This window comes from Kribbella sp. NPDC006257, from assembly GCF_040613535.1.
In the GTDB taxonomy this organism is placed as follows: Bacteria; Actinomycetota; Actinomycetes; order Propionibacteriales; family Kribbellaceae; genus Kribbella.
Map to the genome: position 1 here is coordinate 26796 of NZ_JBEXSJ010000004.1, position 20805 is coordinate 47600.

A 20805-nucleotide genomic window follows, 5' to 3' on the forward strand; every position below is an offset into this window, starting at 1 on the left:
TGGGATGACGGATCGGTTCCTTGGCGAGGCCTGCCCGGTGGAGCTGCAGGACGCCGGCGAACGGCTCTCCGTCGACGAACTCCGCGCGCGGCAGCTCGCGGGGCTGCAGGCGACCGTGCGCGCGGCGTACGAGAATGTCCCGCACTACCGCGCGGCGCTGGACGGCGTCGGGTTCGCACCGGACGATCTCAAGTCGCTCGAGGACCTTCACCGGCTGCCGTTCACCTCGAAGCACGACCTGCGCGAGAACTACCCGTTCGGCATGTTCGCCGTCCCCCGCAAGGAAGTCGTCCGGGTGCACGCGTCATCCGGTACGACGGGACGCCCGACCGTGGTTGGGTATACGCGCGCCGACATCGACAACTGGGCCGACCTGATCGCGCGGTCGATCCGTGCCGCCGGTGGTCGCGCGGGCGATGTCTGCCATGTCGCTTATGGATATGGGCTTTTCACGGGTGGGCTCGGGGCGCACTACGGGGCCGAGCGGCTGGGGTGCACCGTCGTACCGGTCTCCGGCGGAATGACGGAACGCCAGGTCGACCTGATCCGCGACTTCGGCGCCGAGATCATCATGGTCACCCCGTCGTACTTCCTCGCCATCCTCGACGAGATGGTTGCTCGCGGCATCGACCCTGCTGAGACCTCGTTGCGGGTCGGCATCTTCGGCGCGGAGCCATGGACCGAGCAGATGCGGACCGAGGTCGAATCGCGGACCGGGATGCACGCGGTCGACATCTACGGACTGTCCGAGGTGATGGGCCCGGGCGTCGCGCAGGAGTGCGTCGAGACCAAGGACGGCCTGCACATCTGGGAGGACCACTTCTACCCCGAGATCATCGACCCGGTCACCGGCGAGGTGCTCCCCGACGGCGAGGTCGGCGAACTCGTCTTCACCACGCTGACGAAACAAGCCTTCCCGGTCCTGCGCTACCGCACCCGCGACCTGACCCGCCTGCTCCCCGGCACCGCCCGCCCCGGGATGCGCCGGATGGAGAAGATCACCGGCCGCACCGACGACCTGATGATCATCCGCGGCGTCAACGTCTTCCCGACCCAGATCGAGGAACTCATCCTCGGCATCGAAGGCCTCACCCCGCACTACCTCTGCATCCTCACCCGCCCGAACCGCCTCGACGAGCTAACGGTCCAGGTCGAAGCCGCCCCCGGCCTCACCAACCACGCCTCCCCCGCCCAACTGCTCTCCACCCTCATCAAGAACCGCATCGGCATCACCGCCACGATCGAAGTCCTCCCACCCCACTCCCTGGAACGCTCCCTAGGCAAGGCAAAACGAATCAACGACCGCCGAACCCTCTAAAGAAGCCCGCCCACGCCGGCTCCTACGTTCGCCCGGCTCCCCACCCCCAGCTACGGGCACTCCTACGTCGCGCCCTCCGCTGCCTTGGTCAAAGCAGGTCAGCCAACACCTCTCCTGGAATCGCCGGCCTACCGCCTGTTCGTGTGCCGACGGACATGAGGTATCCACCCGATCTCCCGACCCTCACGCTCACCGCCGCCACAGCACACCCTTCCCAACCGCATACCTCATGTCCGTCTGTACGGCGGAGTGCTCAGGTGAGGAGGAATTTGGGGAGGGTTTGTTCGGTGGCTGTGCGGAGGGTAGCCAGGGCGGTGGCGTCGCCGGCCAGGTGGCGGAAGAGGGCTTGCTGGAAGAGGCCGTCTAGGAGGCCGTAGGCGGTGGCGGGGGTGACTGCGATCTCGCGGCCGGCCAGGTCGGCGTACGTGCTGACTATTCGCCAGATCATCTGTTCCAGGGACTTGTCGATCTCCAGGGCGTCCTCGCGGAAGGATTCCTCGAAGAGGGACTGGTTGCGGAGGTCGTACCAGAGGCGGTGCATGGTGGCGTCTTCTTCGCAGGTGACGGCAAGGGCGGCACCGAAGTCAACCTTCAGCTGGTCTGCCTCCTCCGCGGTGGCGACGATCTGGTCGTAGCGCTTGACGCACTCTGCCTTGTACTGCTTGACGCAGTACATGATCAGCTCGACCTTGTCGCGGAAGTAGTAGTGCAGGACGCCGTGCGAGAACTCCGAGTTCTGCGCGATCTCCCGCAGACTCGTGCGCGCGTACCCGAGTTGAGACAGCGTCTGCAGCGCCGAGGTGGCCAGCTGGGAGCGGCGCTCCGCGAACTTGTCCACCTGCCGGCGCGAGATGCGATCGCTCACCTCGGTCACGGTCAAGCCTCCTGGGTCACTGAAAACTTTACCCCGCGGACCGATTTCTTGACAGTTGTCCAAGAAACTCTTGACGACTGTCCAGAAACACACAACCCTGTGAGGCAACGCTCCGGTCACCGCACCTCACCGGTGATCGGGGCACCACGCAGGGAGGAGTGGGTGCATGTATGACCTCAAAGGACGGAAGGCGCTCGTGACCGGGGGCGCTCGTGGGCTCGGTCAAGGGATGGCGGAAGCGCTGGCGAAGGCCGGCGCCTCGGTGGTGATCGCCGACATCGCGGAAGACCTCGGGAAGGCGGCCGCGGACAGCCTGAAGGATTCCGGTGCGACGGCGGCCTTCGTACCCCTCGACGTGACCGACGACGCCAACTGGGAGGCGGCGATCACCGCCACGATCAGCGAGCTCGGCGGTCTCGACATCCTGGTGAACAACGCCGGCATCGAACTCTCCGGCCTGGTCGTCGAGCTCGACCCAGCCGACGTCCGCAAGATGCTGGAGATCAACGTGCTGGGCACCGCCCTCGGTGTGAAGCACGCGTTCCGGGCGATGCGCCCGGGTGGACCGGCGGGGTCTGGTGGCTCGGTGGTCAACATCTCCAGCGTCGCGGCGACCATCCCGTTCCCGGGCATCGCCGGGTACTCCGCGACCAAGTCCGCCGTGGACCGGCTCACAAGAGTGGCCGCGATGGAGTCCGGCAAGCTCGGGTACGGCGTACGCGTCAACTGTGTGTATCCCGGGCTGGTCCCGACCGAGATGGGCATGAAGCTGGCCGCGGACATGGTGACGCTGGGACTCTGGCCGTCGGCCGAAGCCGCTGTCGGCGACGTGATCGGGCTGACCCCGCTCGGGCGGCTCGGCGAGGTCGGTGACATGGCCGACGCCGTGGTGTTCCTGGCCTCCGACGCCGCGAAGTTCATCACCGGCGCCGGCCTGCCGGTCGACGGCGGAATGGGGATGTGATGACGAAACCTGTGGTCGTCTACGGCGCCTCCGGCTACACCGGGCGGCTGGTCTGTGAGTACCTGCGCGAATTCAACGTTCCCTTCATCGCGGCCGGGCGGGACAAGGCGCGCGTGCAAGAGGTGCTGGACAAGGTCCCCGGCATCGAGACCGTCGAGCACGAGGTGGTCGAGGTCGAGCACGACGTCGCCGCGCTCACCGAATTGTTCAGCGGCGCCAAGGTGGTCAGCAACATGGTCGGCCCATTCGTGAAGTACGGGCCCGAGGTGGTGGAGGCGTCGTTGGCGGCCGGTTGCCATTACCTGGACACCACCGGCGAGCAGGACTGGATGCTCGACGCGGAGAAGAACTGGGGTGACAAGTTCGCCGCGCAAGGGCTCCTGCTCTCGCCGGGCGTCGCGCAGATGTACACCACCGGAGAGATCGCGGCGAACCTGTGCCTGGAGACGCCGGGACTCGACACCCTCGACATTCTCGTGCTGTGGAAGGGTTTCCCGACGTACGCGTCGACCCAGACGATCTTCACCATTCTGAAGGCGGATTGGCACTACCTCGAGCAGAACCAGTTGGTGAAGTGGGATCCGCTGACCACTTTCGAAGTGAACGTGCCAGGTCAGCATGCGACCGCGCTTGCCCTGCCATGGGGCGGCACGAGTCACCCGGTCTGGTTCAAGAACGACCCGCGGGTGGCGAATGTGAAGGTCGCCGGTGGTGTCTTCGACCGGACCGTCATGCAGGGTGTCGTCGAAGCGGTCAAGATGGTGGAGAGCCAGATCAAGACCCTCCCGCTCGATCAGCAGGATGCGGCGCTGGCCGAGGTCGCCGCGTCAGTTCAGGCGAGCATGCCGCCCCGAGAGAATCCGCGGATCAACACCTCGCTCGACTCCGTGCACGCGTCAGGACCACTCGGCAGGGCGCACTGCGTGATCCACGGGAACAGCAACTACAAGCAGACCGGCGCACTGCAGGCCTACGCGGCGTACTCGTTGCTCCAGCAGCCGCCGCGTCGCGCGGGACTCGCCTCGGCGTGCCAGGCCTTCGGGCACCGCGAACTGCTCGGCGTACTACGGAGCTTCGGCCTCGTGCTCGAACCTGTCGTGACCGTGCAGCACTAGACCGTCCGCGCCGGGCTACACCCCCATCGGCCCGGCGCGGACCACCAGCCAGGTGCGGGAGTTCTACCCATCCCCCGGGCGCTCCCGCACCTGCATCACCTGTCAGCCAGGGGAGAGATCGCGTGCGGTTGTTCGACTACCTCGACAAAGGGGCCCAACTCGGGCCTGCCGAGCCGTGCCTGACCATGAACGGCACCAGCCTCAGCTATGCCGAGGTCCAGGAGTTCTCCTTCCAGGTCGCGCGGGCCTTGCAGAAGTCCGGGATCTCACCGGGCGACAAGGTCGCGATCCTGTCGGCGAACAATCCGATCTCGTTCGCCTGCGTCTTCGGGATCGCCCGGGCCGGTGCGATCTGGTGCCCGATCAACCCCCGCAACGAGGCGGCCGAGAACCGCGAACTGCTGGACTCCTTCGACTGCTCCTGCCTGATCTTCCAGAGCGCCTTCCTGCCCTTGGTCGAACGGATCCGGCCGGACCTGCCGAAGCTCAGCACGGTGATCTGCCTCGACGACTCGTTGCCGATAGCAATGAAACTCGCCGACTGGCTGGACGGCGTACCGGCTGATCCGTGGGAGGCGCCGGCCCTCGACGACACGGCGCTCCTGGTCGGGACCGGCGGGACGACCGGGCGGCCGAAGGGCGTCATGCTGACCGGGCAGAACATCGAGACGATGTCGGCGATCACCTTGATGAGTTACCCGTTCGACGGCCGGCCGGTGTATCTCGCGCTGGCTCCGTTGACGCACGCGGCCGGCGTCCTGTGCTTCCCGATCCTCGCCCTCGGCGGCGAGGTGGTGATCATGCCGGTGCCAGACCTGGGCGACTTCCTGGGATTGATCGAGAGACATCGGGTCACGCACACCTTCCTCCCGCCGACGCTGATCTACCTGCTGCTCTCGCACGATGCCTTACCCACAACGGATCTGAGCTCTCTGCAGTGCTTCTGGTACGGCGCCGCGCCGATGTCGGCCGCTCGCCTGGAGGAGGCGCTGACCCGGATCGGGCCGGTGATGGCGCAGCTGTTCGGTCAGAGCGAGGCGCCGATGATGATCGCCACGATGGCGCCGGCCGACCATTTCCGGGCCGACGGGTCGCCCGCGGTCGAGCGGTTCACCTCCGCGGGCCGGCCGAGTCCGCTGACCCAGGTGGCGATCATGGCCGACGACGGCCGGCTGGTCGAGCGCGGCGAACGGGGCGAGATCGTCGTCCGGGGGTCGCTGGTGATGGCCGGGTACTACCGCGACCCGGAGGCGACGGCGGCAGCCTCGCAGTACGGATGGCATCACACCGGGGACATCGGGTTCCTCGACGAGTTCAACTACCTCTTCATAGTGGATCGGGCGAAAGACATGATCATCACCGGCGGATTCAACGTCTACTCGGCCGAGGTCGAGCAGGCGCTGATGGCGTACCCGGCTGTGCGCGACTGCGCGGTCGTCGGGCTGCCCGACGAGAAGTGGGGCGAGCGGGTGACCGCCGTACTCCAGCTGCACCCGGGACTGACGGTGACCGAGTCCGAAGTACGGAACTTCGTGAAGAGCCGGCTCGGCGGGGTGAAGACGCCCAAGCAGGTGGTGGTCTGGGATGATCTGCCGCGGTCGAAGGTCGGCAAGGTGCTCAAGAACGAGGTCAAGGCGCGCCTGCTAAAGCAGTAGGCGGTGGCCCCGGGTGTCGCTATTGTTCTGTTCGAGCGACGGAAGGGAGGTGAGCGCGATGTCGAGTTTCTCCGTCGTGCTGCCTGTCCGTCGCACCCGCGACTGAGTTCCGGGCAGCTCCCTTCCCTTTTGGAGCTTTTGAATGACTGCTGTTTCGCGTCCGCCGCTCGCTTCCGACGAGCGGACCCAATTGACCGGCTGGCTGGATCTGCAGCGATCCTTCGTCCGGACGAAGTGCGAAGGCCTGAGCGAGGCCGACGCGCATCGCAAGCTGTTGCCGACCTCACCGCTGATGACGATGGCGGGACTGGTGGCCCATCTGCGCTGGAACGAGTACTCATGGTTCCAGCTCAACCTGCTCGGCGTACCGGACACCGGCCAGACGCCGTGGACCGAGGGCGGCCATCCCGACGCGGAGATGTTCGTCGACGACGTACCGCTCGGAGAACTGCTGGATTCCTACGACGAGGAGTGCGCGCGGTCGAACCTGGCGATCGCTTCGCGATCCCTGGACGACGTGGAGACGGGCCCGTACGCCGTACAGGGGGAAGCCGCCTCGCTGCGGTACATCCTCTGCCACATGATCGAGGAGACCGCCCGGCACGTGGGTCACCTCGACATCATCCGGGAACTCCTGGACGGTGCGACCAGCTACGACCGGTTGAAGGCATGACGGGCCGGCCTCCGCTGACCGGCGACGAGCGGACCCAGCTCATCGGCTGGCTCGACCTGCAGAGATCGCTGGTCCGCGGGAAGTGTGAGGGTCTGACCGAAGAGGCGGCGCATCGGAAACTACTGCCGACTTCGCCGCTGACCACGGTCGCCGGGCTGGTCTCGCATCTGCGGTGGGTGGAGTACTCGTGGTTCAGCGAGAACCTGATCAACACTCCCGATACCGGCCAGACGCCGTTCACCGAGGGCGGGCATCCCGACGCCGAGATGTTCGTCGACGACGTGCCGCTGGCTGTCCTGCTGGACAACTACGATGCCGAATGCGCGCGATCGAACGAGATCATAGCCCGGCACAGCCTCGACGCTGTGGAGCAGGCCGTGCTGCCGATGCGCGGGCCTGCCTCGCTGCGGTTCATCCTCTGCCACATGATCGAGGAAACCGCCCGTCATCTCGGGCATCTCGACATCCTGCGCGAACTGCTGGACGGAAAGACTGGGTAGCTCTTGCGCGATTTAGCCTTCGCGGAGATAATCTTCGCGAAGACTAAATCACGTGAGGAGCCCTTGAGATGTGGATTCACGAACACGCCGTCGAGACCGCCGTACGCCGGGACCTGGTCTGGCGGGCGCTGGCCGACATCGACAACTGGACCGCCTGGGACACGTCGATGCAGGAGATCAAGCTGACCGGACCGTTCGAGGTCGGCGGCACCGTGGCGATGACGCCGATCGGCCAGGACCCGATCGTCTCCACGATCGTGGAGATCGTGGACGGACATTTGTACGCCGATGAGACCAGCTTCGGCGGGGTGACGCTCCGGTTCAGCCACACGCTGGAGGAGGTTGCCGAGGGCACCCGAATCGTGCACCGGCTGGAGATCACCGGCGACGCCGCCGACGAACTCGGCCCGGAGATCGGCCCGCAGATCACCGAGGACTTCCCCGAAGCGATGGACGGCCTGATCAAGTACGCCGGATCCCTCGGATGATCCGCCGTACCGGCTCGCGGGCGACCCGTCGTACCGGCGGCCGCGGGTGACCCGGTACGACGGCGGCCCCGCCGAGAGCCCCGGTTTCCTTCTCTGGCACGTGACCCTCCGCTGGCAACGCGCCGTCACCGCCGCCCTAGCTCCCCTGGACCTCACCCACGTCCAGTTCGTCCTCCTCGCCTGCACCTGGTGGCTCACCGAAGAAGGCCACACCCCCAACCAGCAAGACCTCGCCACCCAGGCCGGCACCGACATCAAAATGACCTCCCAGGTCCTCAAAACCCTGGAAACCAAGGGCCTCCTCGAACGCCGCCCCTCCCCCACCGACGCCCGAGCCAAAACCGTCCACCCCACCCCCACCGGCAAATCCCTGGCCCGCCAAGCCATCACCGCAGTAGAAGCCACCGACCAAGCCTTCTTCGCCCCCATCAACACCCAAACCCTCCTCACCACCCTCACCAAGCTCACACATGCAGAAAGCCCCTCGACGTTGTCGAGGGGCTGAGGGAGGAGCCAGGGGGTCCTGGGCGGAGGGCCCCCTGGCTCTGATCAGTGGCGGGTTACCGCGTCGAGGGCGTCGGCGATGCCTTCGCCGAAGAAGGCGTTGTTGGCTGTGGTGCCGGTGCAGCGGGCGTCGGGGGTGGTCGGGCACGCGGTGTCGTCGGCTTCATTGCGGAGCGCCTTCTCCAGGTCACGCGGGGTCCACCACGGGTGCGCCGACTTCATCAGCGCGGCGACGCCGGTGACGTGCGGCGACGCCATCGACGTACCGCTCATCGTGCCGTAGCCGCCACCGGGCAGGGTCGAGAGGATGCTGCTACCCGGCGCCGCGACGTCGATCTTGTTCAGGCCGAAGTTGGAGAATCCGCTCTTGACCCGGGTCTGGGTAGTGCTGGCAACGGTGATCACGCCGGGCAGTTCGGTCGGCATGTCGACGCAGTTGTTGTCGATCTGCCGGGTGACCGTGGTGCTGTCATCGGGGCTGCTGTCATCGGTCGTCTTGTTCGCCAGGTCGTAGTTGGAGTTGCCGGCCGCCGCGACCGACAGCACACCCTTCTTGGTGGCGAACTCGACCGCGCGCCGGACCGACTCCTGGACCGCGCCCTGGTCGCCGTCGTCCTTGCACCAGAAGGTCCACGGGTCGATGTAGTAACTGTGGTTCGTCACGTCCATGTGGTGCTGCGCGGCCCAGATCCAACCGCAGATCGCGTACTCCGGGTAGATGAACCCGTCGTCGTTCACCACCTTCACCGACGCGATCCGGACGCCCGGGGCGACCCCGACGATGCCGATCCCGTTGCGAGCAGCCGCGACCGTACCGGCGACGTGCGTACCGTGCGAGCTCGTGGTCGGCCGCCAGGCGCCGGCCGTCGTGTCCGGGACACCGTTGTTGACGCAGTTGACCGAGTCGCGCGCGTCGAAGTTCGGCGCCAGGTCCGGGTGGGTGTCGTCCACACCGCTGTCGTTGATCCCGACCAGCACCCGGCGGGACCCGTCGGTGATGTTGTGCGCCTGGTCGGCCTTGATCTGCTGCATGTCCCACTGCTCGGACTCGCGCGGATCCGCGACCGGGCCGGCGTCGCCGGCCATCAGGCTCTTCGCCGTGGTGAGCTGGGCGGAGGCGGAGCCGACCGGGCCTTCGCTGACCGCCGCGGTCCGGGTGGCGCCGACCGACTGGACCTCGCGGCCGTTGCGGCCCTTCTTCACATCGGTCCGGAAGTCCGGGTTGGTCGACTGCGCGACCACGACGCCGATCTGGTTGTACGACGAGACCACGGTGCCGCCGGCAGCCTTGACCGCCTGCTCCACCCGCTTCACGTGGAAGCCGGTCGCCTTAGTGTTCACCACGTAGTTCATCAGCAGACCGGGCTCGGCCGCGGCACTGCTGGAACCGGTCGGCGCGTACGGCGTGGCGTGGGCGGCTGTGGCGGCACCGGCAGCGGTGAACGCCAAGGCGACCGCAGCCAGGCCGGCGCTCAGCCGACGGGTACCAATGTTTCGGGACACACTCTCTCCTAGGGGCGACAGCGAGTGGACGGAAACGCTCTGGCGACTCTAGAGCGCCTCACCCACACCGGCGCCCCCACCCTCCGAACACACGGGAAACCCTGCATCCACCGTCACCCACAGTCCCCACCCTCACCCTCCGCAGTCGCCTAAGGCGCGGCATACAGCTCGGTGCACCCCACACGCTCGGCGATGCGCTGAGTCAGCTGCTTGGCCAGGCCGGCCTTGTCGTCCGAGGCGAACTTCTTCAGGGTTACTACGAGACTGCTGCTTCCGCAGTACCAGGAGCGTCGACGAGGACCACTGGTTCTTCGTAGAGCCTGGTGCTTGCCGAGACCGCCCGCAGCCTTGAACTGAGAGTCGGCAGGAGCTTTGGCCACGACATGCTGTAGGTATTCGACGTCGGTGCTCTGCCGCAGCTCCGCTCGGAACTCGACGACTTCATCGTCCCCGGCCGTGACGCGGCACTGAATGTTGCTGGAGACGAACGGGTGCTGGGCATCCCACTGGAACGGCAGAGTCTTCGCGCCTTCCTTCACCTGCACCGACGACTTCAACCCAGTCTTACCCGTCGCCTCCGCGAACCAGAACCAGGCATATCCCCACATAACGTCTCCGGCGCATCCTGCGGCTGACAGCCGGAGCAGGCCAACACCACAGCCACCAAAAGATACGCCAGACCCCGAGTCCGCATCAATTGCTGGGGGTTGGCGTGGGAGCGGTAAAGAGCTGGGTGCAGCCGACGCGCTCGGCGATCCGCTGGGCCAACTGCTTGGCGAGGCCGACCTTGTCGTCCGAGGCGAACTTCCTCAGCGTGAGATCGAGAACACTGCTTCCGCAGTACCAATAGGTATAGACGACCTTGGTCGGTGGTTCGGTGACGTCAACGCTGCCGAGACCGCCAGCAGCCTTGAATTGGGTGTCGGCAGGAGCCTTGTCTACGGCGTTCTTCACATATTCGACGGCCGCGCTCTGCTTCATCTCGGCTGTGAACTCGACGACCACGTCATCCCCTGCGGTAACCCGGCACTGGATGCTGCTGTAGACGAACGGGTGCTGGGCATCCCACTGGAACGGCAGAGTCTTCGCGCCTTCCTTCACCTCGACCGACGACTTCAACCCAGTCTTACCCGTCGCCTCCGCGAACCAAGAACCAGGCATATCCCCACATAACGTCTCCGGCGCATCCTGCGGCTGACAGCCGGAGCAGACCAACACCACAGCCACCAAAAGACACGCCAGACCCCGAGTCCGCATCAACTGCTGGGGGTTGGCGTGGGCGCGGTAAAGAGCTGGGTGCAGCCGACGCGCTCGGCGATCCGCTGGGACAGTTGCTTGGCCAGGCCTGCTTGGTCGTCGGAGGCGGTCTTTCTCAGCGTCAGCCCGAGGACACTGCTTCCGCAGTACCAGTTGCTGTAGACGACGCCGTCCGGTGGATCGGTGACGTCGACGCTGCCGAGACCGCCCGCAGCCTTGAACTGGGAGTCGGCGGGATCCTCGTTCACGGAGTTCTTCACGAACTCGACGTCGGTGCTCTGCCTCAGCTCGGCGTCGAACTCCACGACTTCGTCATCCCCGGCGGTCACCCGGCACTGGATTTTGCTGTACACGAACGGATGCTGGGCATCCCACCGGAACGGCAGAGTACCCGTGCCTTCCTTCACCTGAACCGACGACTTCAACCCCGTCTTACCCGTCGCCTCCGCGAACCAAGAACCAGGCATATCCCCACACAACGTCTGCGGCGCCTCCTCCGGCTGACAACCAGAACAGATCAACAACACAGCCGCCAAAAGGCACGCCAGACCTCGAGTCCGCATCATCGTTCCTTGTATCTGTCGTCCACAGTCTTCCAAGCATCCTCGATACCGGCCGATGTCGCCCCGGTCAGGCCGGCGGGACGTTCGATGTGCTTGAGCAGGTCCCAGATCTCGCGGTCGTTCAGCTCGTTGGGGGCCTTGAGACGTCCGTGATCGGCCGGCCAGTCCGGAAGGCTCGGATCGTTGGGCAGCGCCCGGGTGGCGGCGTACACGGCCTGCAGCTTGACCATGCTGCTCGCCCTGCCGTCTTTCTCGTTGGCATCGCGCAGTGCCTGCTGCAGCAGGTGGTCGCCGGCCGCATCCTTCCCAACGCCGACGATCCCGTCGTTGATGAGTTCACCCAGCGGAATGTCGACGCCATGAATACCAATCCCGAGCACGGGATTCAGGTTGTCCAGCGGCGCCGTCAGCAATTCCATCGTCCTGATCCGCTTCTCGGTGTTCTTGAGGTCGCCCTGGATCAGTTCGTCAGTGACCACACTCTGCAGCTGGGCCGACTCGCGGACCGTCTTCTGGAACGGATCACCCTGGCTGTAGTCGCCTGGGTGGTGGTGCATCGCGCCCCAATCCATCCGGGTCTGGTTGTACAGGGTGACCGCCTGGCCGAACTTCCGGATCGCGGTCTCGTCGTCGCGGATGAACCCTATCGCGCTCTTCGCGGTGTCCTCGTCCAGATTGAGCCCGAATCTGGGCAGGCCGTCCTTCGCCTCCAGTCCCAGCCGGTACTCGTCGATGGCGGTCGCGCCCGGACCGTCCGCCGGGTTCTCGCCAACGCCGGCCAAGGCCTCGTCCATGTCCATGATGTAGGTGCCCATGATGGCGCCTACCTCGTCGGTGAAGCCGGCGTTGGGTTTCAGCTTGTCGTTGGTCATCGACAGGACGTGCGAGGAGATGTCGGCGGCGGTCCTCGCCTCGTCGTCGTTGGTACTGCGGGCCGCGCCGACCGTCGCCTTCTCGAGCACCTTGCCGGCCTGATCCAGCAGCGGATCGCCTGACATGTAACGACGTCCGCGCAGGAAGTACTCGCGGAGTTCGCCGTCGCCCATGACCGCTTGCGAGGTCTCGGTGCTGTTGTCGGCGGTGTTGAGGTACTCCCGCATCGGGTTCGTACCGGTCAGCGACTCGGTGCCGAAGGATGCATTGTCAGGGTCGACGGAAAGGTTGCTCCAGGCATCGGTATCGCCCTGTTCGCGTTCCTTCAGCGAATGCCCGACGCCGCGGAAGAACTCCTTGCCGAACGAGAGGTTCTGCTTGTCGGCGTACCGGAGCAGGACGCCGGCCACCCACGGGTCGTGCGCGAACTTCGCGCCCCAGTCCCGGTTGAGGCTCTTGGAGGCGGTGGACAGCATGAGCGCCAGCGAGTTGGCCAGCTGGTCCTGCATCGCCAGCACAGCCTTGCGCTCGCCCGCTTGATCCTTCAGGCCCACCCAGTACGGCGGCTGGGCCGCCGTGATGCTGCGCAGTCCGCGCATGGCCTTCGTCAGCCCGTCAGGCCCGAGCGCCTGCATCATCCGCTTCGAAACCAGCGGATCCTTGCCGTACCGCGCCAGCAGCGCGGCCAATTCCACGGCTCGTTCGCGGCTGCCCGGGTCCTTGACCTTCAACTCCTGCAGCTTCTTCGCCAGCTCCGTGCCCACCAGGAGCTTGGTCTCCTCGAGCGTGTCCTGACCGGGCACGTAGTAGCTGACCTGGCCGGTGCCCTGCTCGTCGAGGAGTTTGGCGAGGTCGAGCCGGGTCTGAAGCTCGGGCAGGCGATCCCGCAGCCGGGTCACCTTCAGGCCGAGTTCGGTGTCGCCGAGCGAGGACAGCCCGATCGGCGAGGCGGCTGCCGCCGTACGCCGGTGCCGGTCGACCGCATCGACCAGGGTGGTCAGCTTGGTGATCGCCGAGCTGAGTTTGGCGACCTCGATCTTGACCGTGTCAACCATGGTCGCCCAGGCGCTGATCCAGCCGCCAGCTCCGCGCGAACGCCAGGCCGCGGTGATCGCCTGCCGGAACCTCCTCGGGCTCGCGCGACCAGGCCGCACGGAGATCGCCGATCGCGTCGTCGAACGCGTGGAGGATGCCTCCCGCCTCGAGGCGCAGCGCGTAGCTCGTGTCGGTGGCCGCCTTGCAGACCCAGCCGCCTGAGCTCAGGTCGGCGATCACGGCATCGATCGGGTTGCCCGGTCCGTGGTAGACCGCGTCCCGCTGAGCGGGGACCTTGAGATTCATCGCGGTGGCCACGGTGTCCTTGAAGGCGTTCGGCTCGGTTCCCGCTGTTGTGGGCTTGGACGTCGTGTTCATCAGGCTTCCCCCTTGCTGTGTGAACGCCGCGCGGACGTGCAATCTATCCCGGCCGAGCAGCCTCACCGGGCCCTTTCGGGGGTGGATTGCAGCAAGTTGCAGCGAATTCGTCACGCTCCGCGCCGTGTTGCCCACAGCTGTGGAAGCTCCTGTGGATAACCCGTGGACAAGACGCCTTCACAAGTGGACAACCTGTGGAGTCCACAGCCTCTCCAGGCGCGCAGACCCTGTTGACACCGACTTGTCCACAGCCCGTACTACGTTGCGCTCAGCTTCTCCCGGATCTCGTCCGCGCGCGGATCACCCAGGCTGCTCAGCACATCCAGCGCCTGAGCCCACTCGACCCTCGCCTCTTCGCGCCGCCCTACGGTCGCGAGCACGTCACCGAGCCGGTTGCGGGTCGCCGCCCCGTAACTGCGGTCGCCACACCGTGCGTAGAGCTCGGCCGACCGCCGGTACCTCTCGATGGCGACTTCGGACCGGCCGAGCCGCGCCGCGATGTGACCGAGGCTGTCCAGCGTGGCGGCCATCCGCCACTCGTCGCCGACCTTCTCCAGCCGTTCCAGCGCTTCCTGGCAGTGCACCTGAGCTTCTTCGAACTGCCCCAACTGTGCCTCCACCCAGCCCATCCCATTGAGACTTTGAGCCATCCCCCGGTCATCGCCGATCGACCGGTACAGCTCGAGCGCGCGCCGGCTCACCCGCAACGACTCCTCGGGCTGTTCCGTCTGGTGGTATGTGGCCGACAGCGTCATCGTCTGCAGCGCCTCGGCGCGGGTATCACCGAGCCGATGGGCACAGTCGATACCGCGCTGCGACAGCACCAGGCACTCGTCCTGCCGATCCAGCCTGCCCGCGGCCCAGGCCATCCAGCGCAACGTCAGCTCTTCGGCGACGAGGTCCTCGCACTGTTCGGCAGCCGTCAAACCGATCTTGGCGACGTCGTAGTACTCCGGCCAATGACCGCCGAGATCCAGATAGGCGCTCATGGCACCGACCAGCTGCCAGACCCGGTCTGCCTCCTCGGGCCGGCCGGCCGCGTTCTTGAGCGCGGTGATCAGCACCTGCCGCTCGGCGTCGAACCAGGCGAACGCCTGTTCCTTGTCCGCGATGGGTTCGGCCTCGACGTCCGGTGTTCGCGGTGTGATCGTGAACTGCTGATGCGGCGCGATCTGCCGGCCTGCCGCATACGCAGTGACGAGATAGTGGTCGATCACGCGGTCGGAGGCCTGCGGGTCCGGATCGGCTGCGGACAATTCGACGGCGTAGGCGCGGAGCAGGTCGTGGAAGCCGAAGCGGCCAGGCCCGGTCTCCTCCACCAGGTGCGCTCGCAGCAGATCACGCAGTACGGGCATTGCTTCATCAGCAGACACGCCCAGCAGCGCAGCCGTTGCTGCGACGCTGATGTCCGGGCCGGCATGCGCACCGAGCAGGCGGAAGAGTCGCGCTGCCTCGGGCGTGAGCGCGTTGTAGGACCACGAGAAGACAGACCGTACGTCGGTCAGCGAGTCGCCGCCGGAGAGTTCGCCCAGCCGGGTCCCGGCGTCGCGGAGCCCGGCCGCGATCTCGCTCAGCTCGAGGTCGCGATGAATGGCTCCGCGAGCGGCAGCCAAGGTCAACGCCAGCGGCAAACCAGAACAGAGCGCCGTGATCTCGTCGGCCGCCGCCGGCTCGCGCGCGACCCGCTCCGCACCGAGGCGGCTGATCAGGAGCAGCCGGGCGCCGTCCGTGGACAGCCGGTCCAGTACGACGGGTTCGGCGCCGGCCGCGATCAATCCGTCCAGCTGGCGACGGCTCGTCACGACCACCACGCAACTCGGCGTACCAGGCAGCAACGGCCGGACCTGGTCCGCGTCGCGCGCGTTGTCCAGCACGATCAGGAACCGGCGGTCCGCGACCAGGCTGCGATAGAGCGCCGCCTGCGCCTCGATGCCGCGCGGCCTGGACTCCGGCCGGACCTGCAGCGCGTCGAGGAAGCCGTGGATGACCTCGTCCGTGGTCGCCGGGACACCGGTCGGGTCGAAGCCGCGCAGATTCACCGCGAGCTGGCCGTCGGGGAAGCGGTCCGCGACCTGGTGGGACCAGTGGATGGCCAGCGCGGTCTTGCCGGCGCCGGGCGTTCCCATGATCACGGCGATCCGCGGACCGGCATCGCGGACGGCGAGACCGTCGAGGATCTTCAGGGCGCGCTTCCGGCCGACCAGCGGCGCACTGCTGCCGGGCAGCTGACGGGGCACAACCACCGGCAGCTGCGGCGGCACCACGGGTGGCGGACCGGCGGGTGCGGGCGTCCGCACCAGCAGTCGCCGGTACACCTCCTGCAGCTGGGGGCCGGGGTCGCCGCCGAGTTCGTCGGCGATCCGGCGCCGGATCTCCTCGTAGCGCTCCAAGGCCTCGGCCGAGCGGCCGGACGCGTCGAGCACGAGCAGCAGCCGGCTCCACAGGGATTCGCGCAACGGGTTCTCGGTCGCCAGCTCGAGCAGCCGGGGCAGCTGGGCCGCTTCGTTGCCCTCGGCAAGGGCCAGGTCGGCGCGGCGTTCGACGGCGGCCAGCCTGCGTTCGGCGTACCGGGGTGCCTCGAACCGGGTCAGCCAGCTCGAGCCCGCATCGGCGAACGGCCGCCCACGCCACAGCCCCAACGCCTCGTCCAGCACCGCCGCCTCGCCCGATCCGGCAGCCGTCGCGGTGTCGAGCAGGCGGTTGAAACGGATCGCGTCGACGCGGTCGGGATCGATGACGAGCTTGTAGCCGGTCGGTTCGGTGACGACCCGGTCCGCGCCGACCAGCCGGCGCAGCCGCGCCATCACGGTGTGCAGCCCGGCCCGCGGGTCGTCGGGCAGGTCCTCGTCCCAGATCGCGGTCATCAGATCGGTGCCGCCGACCGGGGTGCCGGCCGACAGCGCGAGCCGGGTGAGGGCCGCGACCGCCCTGGTCCCGGGCAGCTCGAGAAGCCTGCCGTCGAGCGTGATCTCGAGCCGACCCAGACAGTTGACGCCCAACCCGGATCCCCCAGTATCCATCGCGCCATGATCCCACGAAGCCGTCGGCCGGCGGAATGCAGTCCAGGGCGTGAACTGTTGCGTGTAAGATAGATACAACAGAGATACGAGATGCATGGGTGAGGGTGAGGCGTGAGTCACGGGGTGCCGGAGCAAGAGCCGGCGAGGGTTGTACTGGGGGACGAGACGACCGAGATCGCGCGGATCGTCGCCGAGGAGGGTCCGGCGGCCGAGCGGATCCCGGCGGCGGAGCGGGTCTACGCGTTCGTCAAGACGGCGATCCTGGACCGGGTCTACCCGGGCGGCGAGCTGCTGACCGAGGGCGAGCTGGCCACCGCGGTCGGGGTCTCCCGTACGCCGGTGCGCGAGGCGCTGCTGCGGCTGGAGGAGTCCGGCCTGGTCAAGCTGTACCCGAAGAAGGGCGCGCTGGTCCTCCCGGTGCTGCCGCAGGAGATCAACGACGTCCTCGAGGCGCGCGAGCTGATCGAGACGCACGCGGCGGCGAAGGTCTGGCCGCGCCGCAAGCAGCTGGTCGAGAAGCTGGTCCCGCTGGTCCAGGAGATGCGCAAGCACAAGAAGGCCGGCGAGGCGAAGGCGTTCCTGGAGGCCGACCGGGCCTTCCACGAGGCGATCGTGAGCGCCGCCGGGAACGAGATCCTGGCCAAGCTCTACAACAGTCTCCGCGACCGGCAGGTCCGGATGGGCGTGCCCGGCATCGAGGTGCAGCCGGCCCGGATGGACAAGTCCGTCGCCGCGCACCAGGAGATGATCGACGCCCTCGGGGGGAACAGCGCCAAGCGGTTCCGCGAGCTCGTGATCGCGCACATCCACGTCGCCGCGACGGATCTGCGAGGCGTGCAGTGACCGAGCTCCGCTTCCCCCTGGGTGGTCGCCGGGCCTGGGCGGTGTGGGCGACAGCAGTCTTCACCTACCTCGTCACGATCCTGCACCGCGGCTCGATGAGCGTCGCCGGCCTGCAGGCGGCCGAGCGGTTCCACATCTCCGCCTCCGCGCTCGCCAGTTTCACCGTCGTCCAGCTGACCGTGTACGCCGCGATGCAGGTTCCCGTCGGCATCCTGCTCGACCGATACGGCTCGCGTCGGCTGTTGATCGCCTCGTCCGGGCTGCTCTTCGTTGCCCAGTCCGCGTTCAGCCTGGTCGACTCCTACCCGGCCGCGCTTGCCGCTCGCGCAGTACTGGGTGTCGGTGACGCCCTCGTCTTCATCAGCGTCCTGCGCGTGGTGATGTCCTGGTTCCCGGCGCTCCGGCAGCCGGTGATGTCGCAGGCGACCGGGATGCTCGGCGGGATCGGCGCGATCGTGTCGACCGTGCCGATGGCCGCCGCGTTCAACGCGTTCGGCTGGACCACGACCTTCGCCACCGCGAGCGTGCTCAGCCTGATCACTGGTCTCGCGGTGATCTTCCTGCTGAAGAACAGCCCGTACGACGAACCGGTGCACCGCACGAAGCAGTCGCTGGCCGAGGTCCGACGCAACCTGCGCAGGGCCTGGAAGGAGCCGGGCACCCGGCTGGGTCTCTGGACACACTTCACGACCAGCTTCTCCGGCAGCACCTTCGGCCTGCTCTGGGGCTACCCGTTCCTGGTCCGGGGCGAAGGGCTCGCGCCGACGACCGCGGCCTCGATGCTGATCCTGCCCGTGCTGGCCGGCCTCTGCTACGGACCCTTGGTCGGCCGGTACGCCGCCAGGTTCCCCTTCTACCGCTCGTGGATCGTGCTCGCGGTGATCGCGGGCTCCGTGACGATGTGGACCGTCGTACTGGTGTGGCCGGGGCGCGCTCCGATGCCGGTGCTGCTCCTGTTGATCGTCGTACAGGCTGCTGGTGGTCCTGGCTCGATGCTCGGGCTGGACTATGCGCGGACCTTCAACCCGACGACCCGCTTCGGCGCGGCCAACGGGATGGTGAACACGGGTGGGTTCATCGCCACACTGATCTGCATCGGCATGGTCGGCGTGCTGCTGGACGCTTCCTCCGGTGGCGCCGCGCAGGGCATCGGCGACTTCAAGGTGGCGCTGACCTTCCAGTACGTGCTCTGGGGGCTCGGCACGGTGCAGATCCTGCGGTACCGGCGGCGGGCGCGCGCGACGCTCGCCCGGTACAACCCGGAGGTCTACGAAGCGCTCCGGGCGAACCAGGTCGTCCCGCTGACGAGCTGATACCAGCGGGCTGAGACGCGCTCTCAGCCCGCTGACAGAGCGGTACCAGCGACCAGGCGCACGGTAGTCCCAGAAACAGTCATCTGGGAGGAACCGATGTCCACAACGAACCAGGTCGCCATCTCGGCCGAAGGTCTGGTCAAGAAATATGGCACCACCACGGCACTGGACGGCGTGGACCTGACCGTCCCGACCGGCACCGTGCTCGGCGTACTGGGACCCAACGGCGCGGGCAAGACCACCGCCGTCCGGATCCTCGGCACGCTGCTGCGCCCGGACGCCGGGCACGCCACGGTCGGCGGGTTCGACGTCGTCCGCGAGGCACCCCGGGTCCGCGAGATCATCGGCCTCACCGGGCAGTACGCGTCGGTCGACGAGGACATGTCCGGCCGCCGCAACCTGGTCATGATCGGCCGGCTGCTCGGGCTGCCCCGCATGCAGGCGAAGGCGCGGGCCGATCAGCTTCTGGAACGCTTCGAGTTGGTGGAGGCCGGCGACCGGATCGCCAAGACGTACTCCGGCGGTATGCGCCGCCGGCTCGACCTGGCCGCCAGCCTGGTCGGCGACCCGAGCATCCTGTACCTCGACGAGCCGACCACCGGGCTCGATCCACATGCCCGCAACGGGGTCTGGGAGACCATCCGCAACCTGGTCCTCGACGGCACCACGGTGTTGCTGACCACGCAGTACCTGGAAGAGGCCGACGCGTTGGCCGACTCGTTGATGGTCTTCGACAAAGGCCGGGTGGTGGCCTCGGGGCGCCCTGCTGAGCTGAAGGCTCAGGCGGGTCGCCAGACGCTCGACGTACGGCCGGCCGAGCCTGGTCATCTGGAGCGGGTCGCCGCGATCGTCGCCGAGTCCGTCGGCGTCCGGCCCACCGTCGACGTGGTGAACGCCGTCGTCAGCGCCCCGGTCCCGGACGGCACCTCGATGCCGATCGTGGTCCGCCGGCTCGACGAGGCCGGGATCGCCGTCACCGAACTGTCCCTGCGGCTGCCCAGTCTGGACGAGGTCTTCCTCGCCCTCACCGGCCACACCGCCGTCCAAGACACCGCAGTACTGGAAGGAGCGGGCCGATGAGCACCGTCACGTTGGAACCGGCCACCTCACCTGGTCCGCATGCCGGCCGGCGGAGCCGGCCGTTCGCCTGGGTCGAGCAGAGCCTGACGCTTGCCTGGCGCAACATTGTCCGGATCAAGCAGAACCCCGAAGCGCTGGCGGACGTGACGTTCCAGCCGATCATCTTCCTGGTGCTGTTCGTCTTCGTCTTCGGCGGCGCGATCTCCACCACCGGCCGGTGGCAGGACTACCTGCCGCTGGTGCTGCCGGGCATCCTCGTCCAGTCGGTCGTGTTCTCGACCATGGGCACCGGCGTCGGCCTGAACGACGACTTCGCCAAGGGCGTCTTCGACCGGTTCCGCAGCCTGCCGATCGCCCGGGTCGCCCCACTGATCGGCGCCGTACTGGGTGACGCGGTGCGCTACATCCTGTCGATCGTGATCCTGATGACGTCCGGCCTGATCCTCGGCTTCCACTTCGGCGACGGCGTCCTGAACGGCCTTGCTGCTCTGCTACTGATACTCGGCTTCGCCCTCTCCCTCTGCTGGATCTGGGTCTGGCTAGGCCTCACGATGAAGACCGCCCAAGGCGTCCAGGGCATCGCCTTCCTGGTGATGTTCCCGCTGACCTTCGGCAGCAACATCTTCGTCAAAACCGACACCCTCCCCGGCTGGCTCCAGTCCTGGGTCCACGTCAACCCCATCGCCCACCTCGTCGACGCCATGCGAGGCCTGATGCTCGGCGGCCCCGTCCAAAAGCCCCTCCTCACCACCCTCGCGTGGATGATCGGCCTGGTAGCCGTCTTCGCCCCCCTAGCCATCCGCGCCTACCGCCGCCGCACGTAGAAATCGCACAGCCCAGGAGCGCCCG

At 67.3% G+C, this 20805-nt stretch carries 20 protein-coding genes; 12 read left to right on the forward strand and 8 right to left on the reverse strand.

The window, feature by feature from the left end:
* The first annotated feature begins 4 nt into the window (after positions 1 to 4).
* On the forward strand, positions 5 to 1318 hold the full coding sequence (gene paaK / locus ABZ004_RS06210; RefSeq protein ID WP_355678687.1) for a phenylacetate--CoA ligase PaaK: 1314 nt from the start codon (positions 5 to 7) through the stop codon (positions 1316 to 1318).
* A 253-nt stretch (positions 1319 to 1571) separates the two neighbouring features.
* On the opposite strand, the gene ABZ004_RS06215 is transcribed toward paaK, so the two are convergent.
* Positions 1572 to 2183: a TetR/AcrR family transcriptional regulator gene (locus ABZ004_RS06215; RefSeq protein WP_355678688.1), complete on the reverse strand. Its 612-nt coding sequence runs from the start codon at positions 2181 to 2183 to the stop codon at positions 1572 to 1574.
* 175 nt (positions 2184 to 2358) lie between these two features.
* Between ABZ004_RS06215 and ABZ004_RS06220 the strand changes: the two genes are divergently transcribed.
* The 7 genes from ABZ004_RS06220 (at position 2359) to ABZ004_RS06250 (ending at position 8092) form a co-directional block, all read left to right on the forward strand.
* Positions 2359 to 3156, forward strand: coding sequence for an SDR family NAD(P)-dependent oxidoreductase (locus ABZ004_RS06220; RefSeq protein ID WP_355678689.1), 798 nt, complete (start codon positions 2359 to 2361; stop codon positions 3154 to 3156).
* Entirely contained in the window at positions 3156 to 4271 is a 1116-nt protein-coding gene (locus ABZ004_RS06225) for a DUF5938 domain-containing protein (RefSeq protein ID WP_355678690.1), read from the forward strand. Before ABZ004_RS06220 ends, ABZ004_RS06225 begins: the two co-directional genes overlap by 1 nt.
* A gap of 122 nt (positions 4272 to 4393) precedes the next feature.
* Positions 4394 to 5926, forward strand: coding sequence for a long-chain fatty acid--CoA ligase (locus ABZ004_RS06230; protein WP_355678691.1), 1533 nt, complete (start codon positions 4394 to 4396; stop codon positions 5924 to 5926).
* Between the two features lie 142 nt (positions 5927 to 6068).
* The gene (locus ABZ004_RS06235; protein WP_355678692.1) at positions 6069 to 6599 is read left to right on the forward strand and encodes a DinB family protein; all 531 of its coding nucleotides are present in this window, start codon (positions 6069 to 6071) and stop codon (positions 6597 to 6599) included.
* On the forward strand, positions 6596 to 7099 hold the full coding sequence (locus ABZ004_RS06240; RefSeq protein ID WP_355678693.1) for a DinB family protein: 504 nt from the start codon (positions 6596 to 6598) through the stop codon (positions 7097 to 7099). The genes ABZ004_RS06235 and ABZ004_RS06240 overlap by 4 nt, the downstream gene beginning before the upstream one ends.
* 68 nt (positions 7100 to 7167) lie before the next feature.
* Positions 7168 to 7587, forward strand: coding sequence for an SRPBCC family protein (locus ABZ004_RS06245; protein WP_355678694.1), 420 nt, complete (start codon positions 7168 to 7170; stop codon positions 7585 to 7587).
* Positions 7588 to 7633: 46 nt separating this feature from the next.
* Positions 7634 to 8092 carry a MarR family transcriptional regulator gene (locus tag ABZ004_RS06250; protein WP_355678695.1) on the forward strand — a complete coding sequence of 153 codons (459 nt, stop codon included), beginning with the start codon at positions 7634 to 7636 and terminating at the stop codon, positions 8090 to 8092.
* Between the two features lie 44 nt (positions 8093 to 8136).
* Here the strand turns inward: ABZ004_RS06250 and ABZ004_RS06255 are convergent, their stop codons facing one another.
* From ABZ004_RS06255 to ABZ004_RS06285, 7 genes are all read right to left on the reverse strand, one after another.
* Positions 8137 to 9594 (reverse strand): S8 family serine peptidase, encoded by a 1458-nt coding sequence (locus ABZ004_RS06255; RefSeq protein WP_355678696.1) that lies wholly within the window; start codon positions 9592 to 9594, stop codon positions 8137 to 8139.
* 149 nt (positions 9595 to 9743) lie between these two features.
* Positions 9744 to 10202: a hypothetical protein gene (locus ABZ004_RS06260; protein ID WP_355678697.1), complete on the reverse strand. Its 459-nt coding sequence runs from the start codon at positions 10200 to 10202 to the stop codon at positions 9744 to 9746.
* Between the two features lie 85 nt (positions 10203 to 10287).
* Complete coding sequence (locus tag ABZ004_RS06265; RefSeq protein WP_355678698.1) at positions 10288 to 10755, reverse strand: hypothetical protein; 468 nt, start codon at positions 10753 to 10755, stop codon at positions 10288 to 10290.
* A gap of 95 nt (positions 10756 to 10850) precedes the next feature.
* Positions 10851 to 11318 carry a hypothetical protein gene (locus tag ABZ004_RS06270; RefSeq protein WP_355678699.1) on the reverse strand — a complete coding sequence of 156 codons (468 nt, stop codon included), beginning with the start codon at positions 11316 to 11318 and terminating at the stop codon, positions 10851 to 10853.
* Positions 11319 to 11413: 95 nt separating this feature from the next.
* Positions 11414 to 13342: a DUF6571 family protein gene (locus ABZ004_RS06275; protein WP_355678700.1), complete on the reverse strand. Its 1929-nt coding sequence runs from the start codon at positions 13340 to 13342 to the stop codon at positions 11414 to 11416.
* Positions 13335 to 13700, reverse strand: a complete 366-nt coding sequence (locus ABZ004_RS06280) for a hypothetical protein (RefSeq protein ID WP_355678701.1) — start codon at positions 13698 to 13700, stop codon at positions 13335 to 13337. Before ABZ004_RS06280 ends, ABZ004_RS06275 begins: the two co-directional genes overlap by 8 nt.
* A gap of 257 nt (positions 13701 to 13957) precedes the next feature.
* Positions 13958 to 16720, reverse strand: a complete 2763-nt coding sequence (locus ABZ004_RS06285) for a BTAD domain-containing putative transcriptional regulator (RefSeq protein ID WP_355678702.1) — start codon at positions 16718 to 16720, stop codon at positions 13958 to 13960.
* Positions 16721 to 16831: 111 nt separating this feature from the next.
* Here ABZ004_RS06285 and ABZ004_RS06290 point away from each other — a divergent pair, with 111 nt between their 5' ends.
* The 4 genes from ABZ004_RS06290 to ABZ004_RS06305 all read left to right on the forward strand — a co-directional run bounded on the left by ABZ004_RS06290 (position 16832) and on the right by ABZ004_RS06305 (position 20780).
* A complete protein-coding gene (locus ABZ004_RS06290) occupies positions 16832 to 17563 on the forward strand; it encodes a GntR family transcriptional regulator (RefSeq protein ID WP_355678703.1) in 732 nt (243 codons plus the stop codon).
* Positions 17560 to 18876: an MFS transporter gene (locus ABZ004_RS06295; RefSeq protein WP_355678704.1), complete on the forward strand. Its 1317-nt coding sequence runs from the start codon at positions 17560 to 17562 to the stop codon at positions 18874 to 18876. The genes ABZ004_RS06290 and ABZ004_RS06295 overlap by 4 nt, the downstream gene beginning before the upstream one ends.
* Before the next feature lie 96 nt (positions 18877 to 18972).
* A complete protein-coding gene (locus tag ABZ004_RS06300; protein ID WP_355678705.1) occupies positions 18973 to 19956 on the forward strand; it encodes an ATP-binding cassette domain-containing protein in 984 nt (327 codons plus the stop codon).
* Complete coding sequence (locus tag ABZ004_RS06305; RefSeq protein WP_355678706.1) at positions 19953 to 20780, forward strand: ABC transporter permease; 828 nt, start codon at positions 19953 to 19955, stop codon at positions 20778 to 20780. The genes ABZ004_RS06300 and ABZ004_RS06305 overlap by 4 nt, the downstream gene beginning before the upstream one ends.
* Positions 20781 to 20805 lie beyond the last annotated feature (25 nt).

Coding starts and splice junctions, on each gene's coding strand:
- paaK (WP_355678687.1), top strand. CDS start 5: ATGACGGATCGGTTCCTTGGCGAGGCCTGCCCGGTGGAGCTGCAGGAC.
- ABZ004_RS06220 (WP_355678689.1), top strand. CDS start 2,359: ATGTATGACCTCAAAGGACGGAAGGCGCTCGTGACCGGGGGCGCTCGT.
- ABZ004_RS06225 (WP_355678690.1), top strand. CDS start 3,156: ATGACGAAACCTGTGGTCGTCTACGGCGCCTCCGGCTACACCGGGCGG.
- ABZ004_RS06235 (WP_355678692.1), top strand. CDS start 6,069: ATGACTGCTGTTTCGCGTCCGCCGCTCGCTTCCGACGAGCGGACCCAA.
- ABZ004_RS06240 (WP_355678693.1), top strand. CDS start 6,596: ATGACGGGCCGGCCTCCGCTGACCGGCGACGAGCGGACCCAGCTCATC.
- ABZ004_RS06245 (WP_355678694.1), top strand. CDS start 7,168: ATGTGGATTCACGAACACGCCGTCGAGACCGCCGTACGCCGGGACCTG.
- ABZ004_RS06260 (WP_355678697.1), bottom strand. CDS start 10,202: ATGTGGGGATATGCCTGGTTCTGGTTCGCGGAGGCGACGGGTAAGACT.
- ABZ004_RS06265 (WP_355678698.1), bottom strand. CDS start 10,755: ATGCCTGGTTCTTGGTTCGCGGAGGCGACGGGTAAGACTGGGTTGAAG.
- ABZ004_RS06270 (WP_355678699.1), bottom strand. CDS start 11,318: ATGCCTGGTTCTTGGTTCGCGGAGGCGACGGGTAAGACGGGGTTGAAG.
- ABZ004_RS06275 (WP_355678700.1), bottom strand. CDS start 13,342: ATGGTTGACACGGTCAAGATCGAGGTCGCCAAACTCAGCTCGGCGATC.
- ABZ004_RS06280 (WP_355678701.1), bottom strand. CDS start 13,700: ATGAACACGACGTCCAAGCCCACAACAGCGGGAACCGAGCCGAACGCC.
- ABZ004_RS06285 (WP_355678702.1), bottom strand. CDS start 16,720: ATGGATACTGGGGGATCCGGGTTGGGCGTCAACTGTCTGGGTCGGCTC.
- ABZ004_RS06300 (WP_355678705.1), top strand. CDS start 18,973: ATGTCCACAACGAACCAGGTCGCCATCTCGGCCGAAGGTCTGGTCAAG.
- ABZ004_RS06305 (WP_355678706.1), top strand. CDS start 19,953: ATGAGCACCGTCACGTTGGAACCGGCCACCTCACCTGGTCCGCATGCC.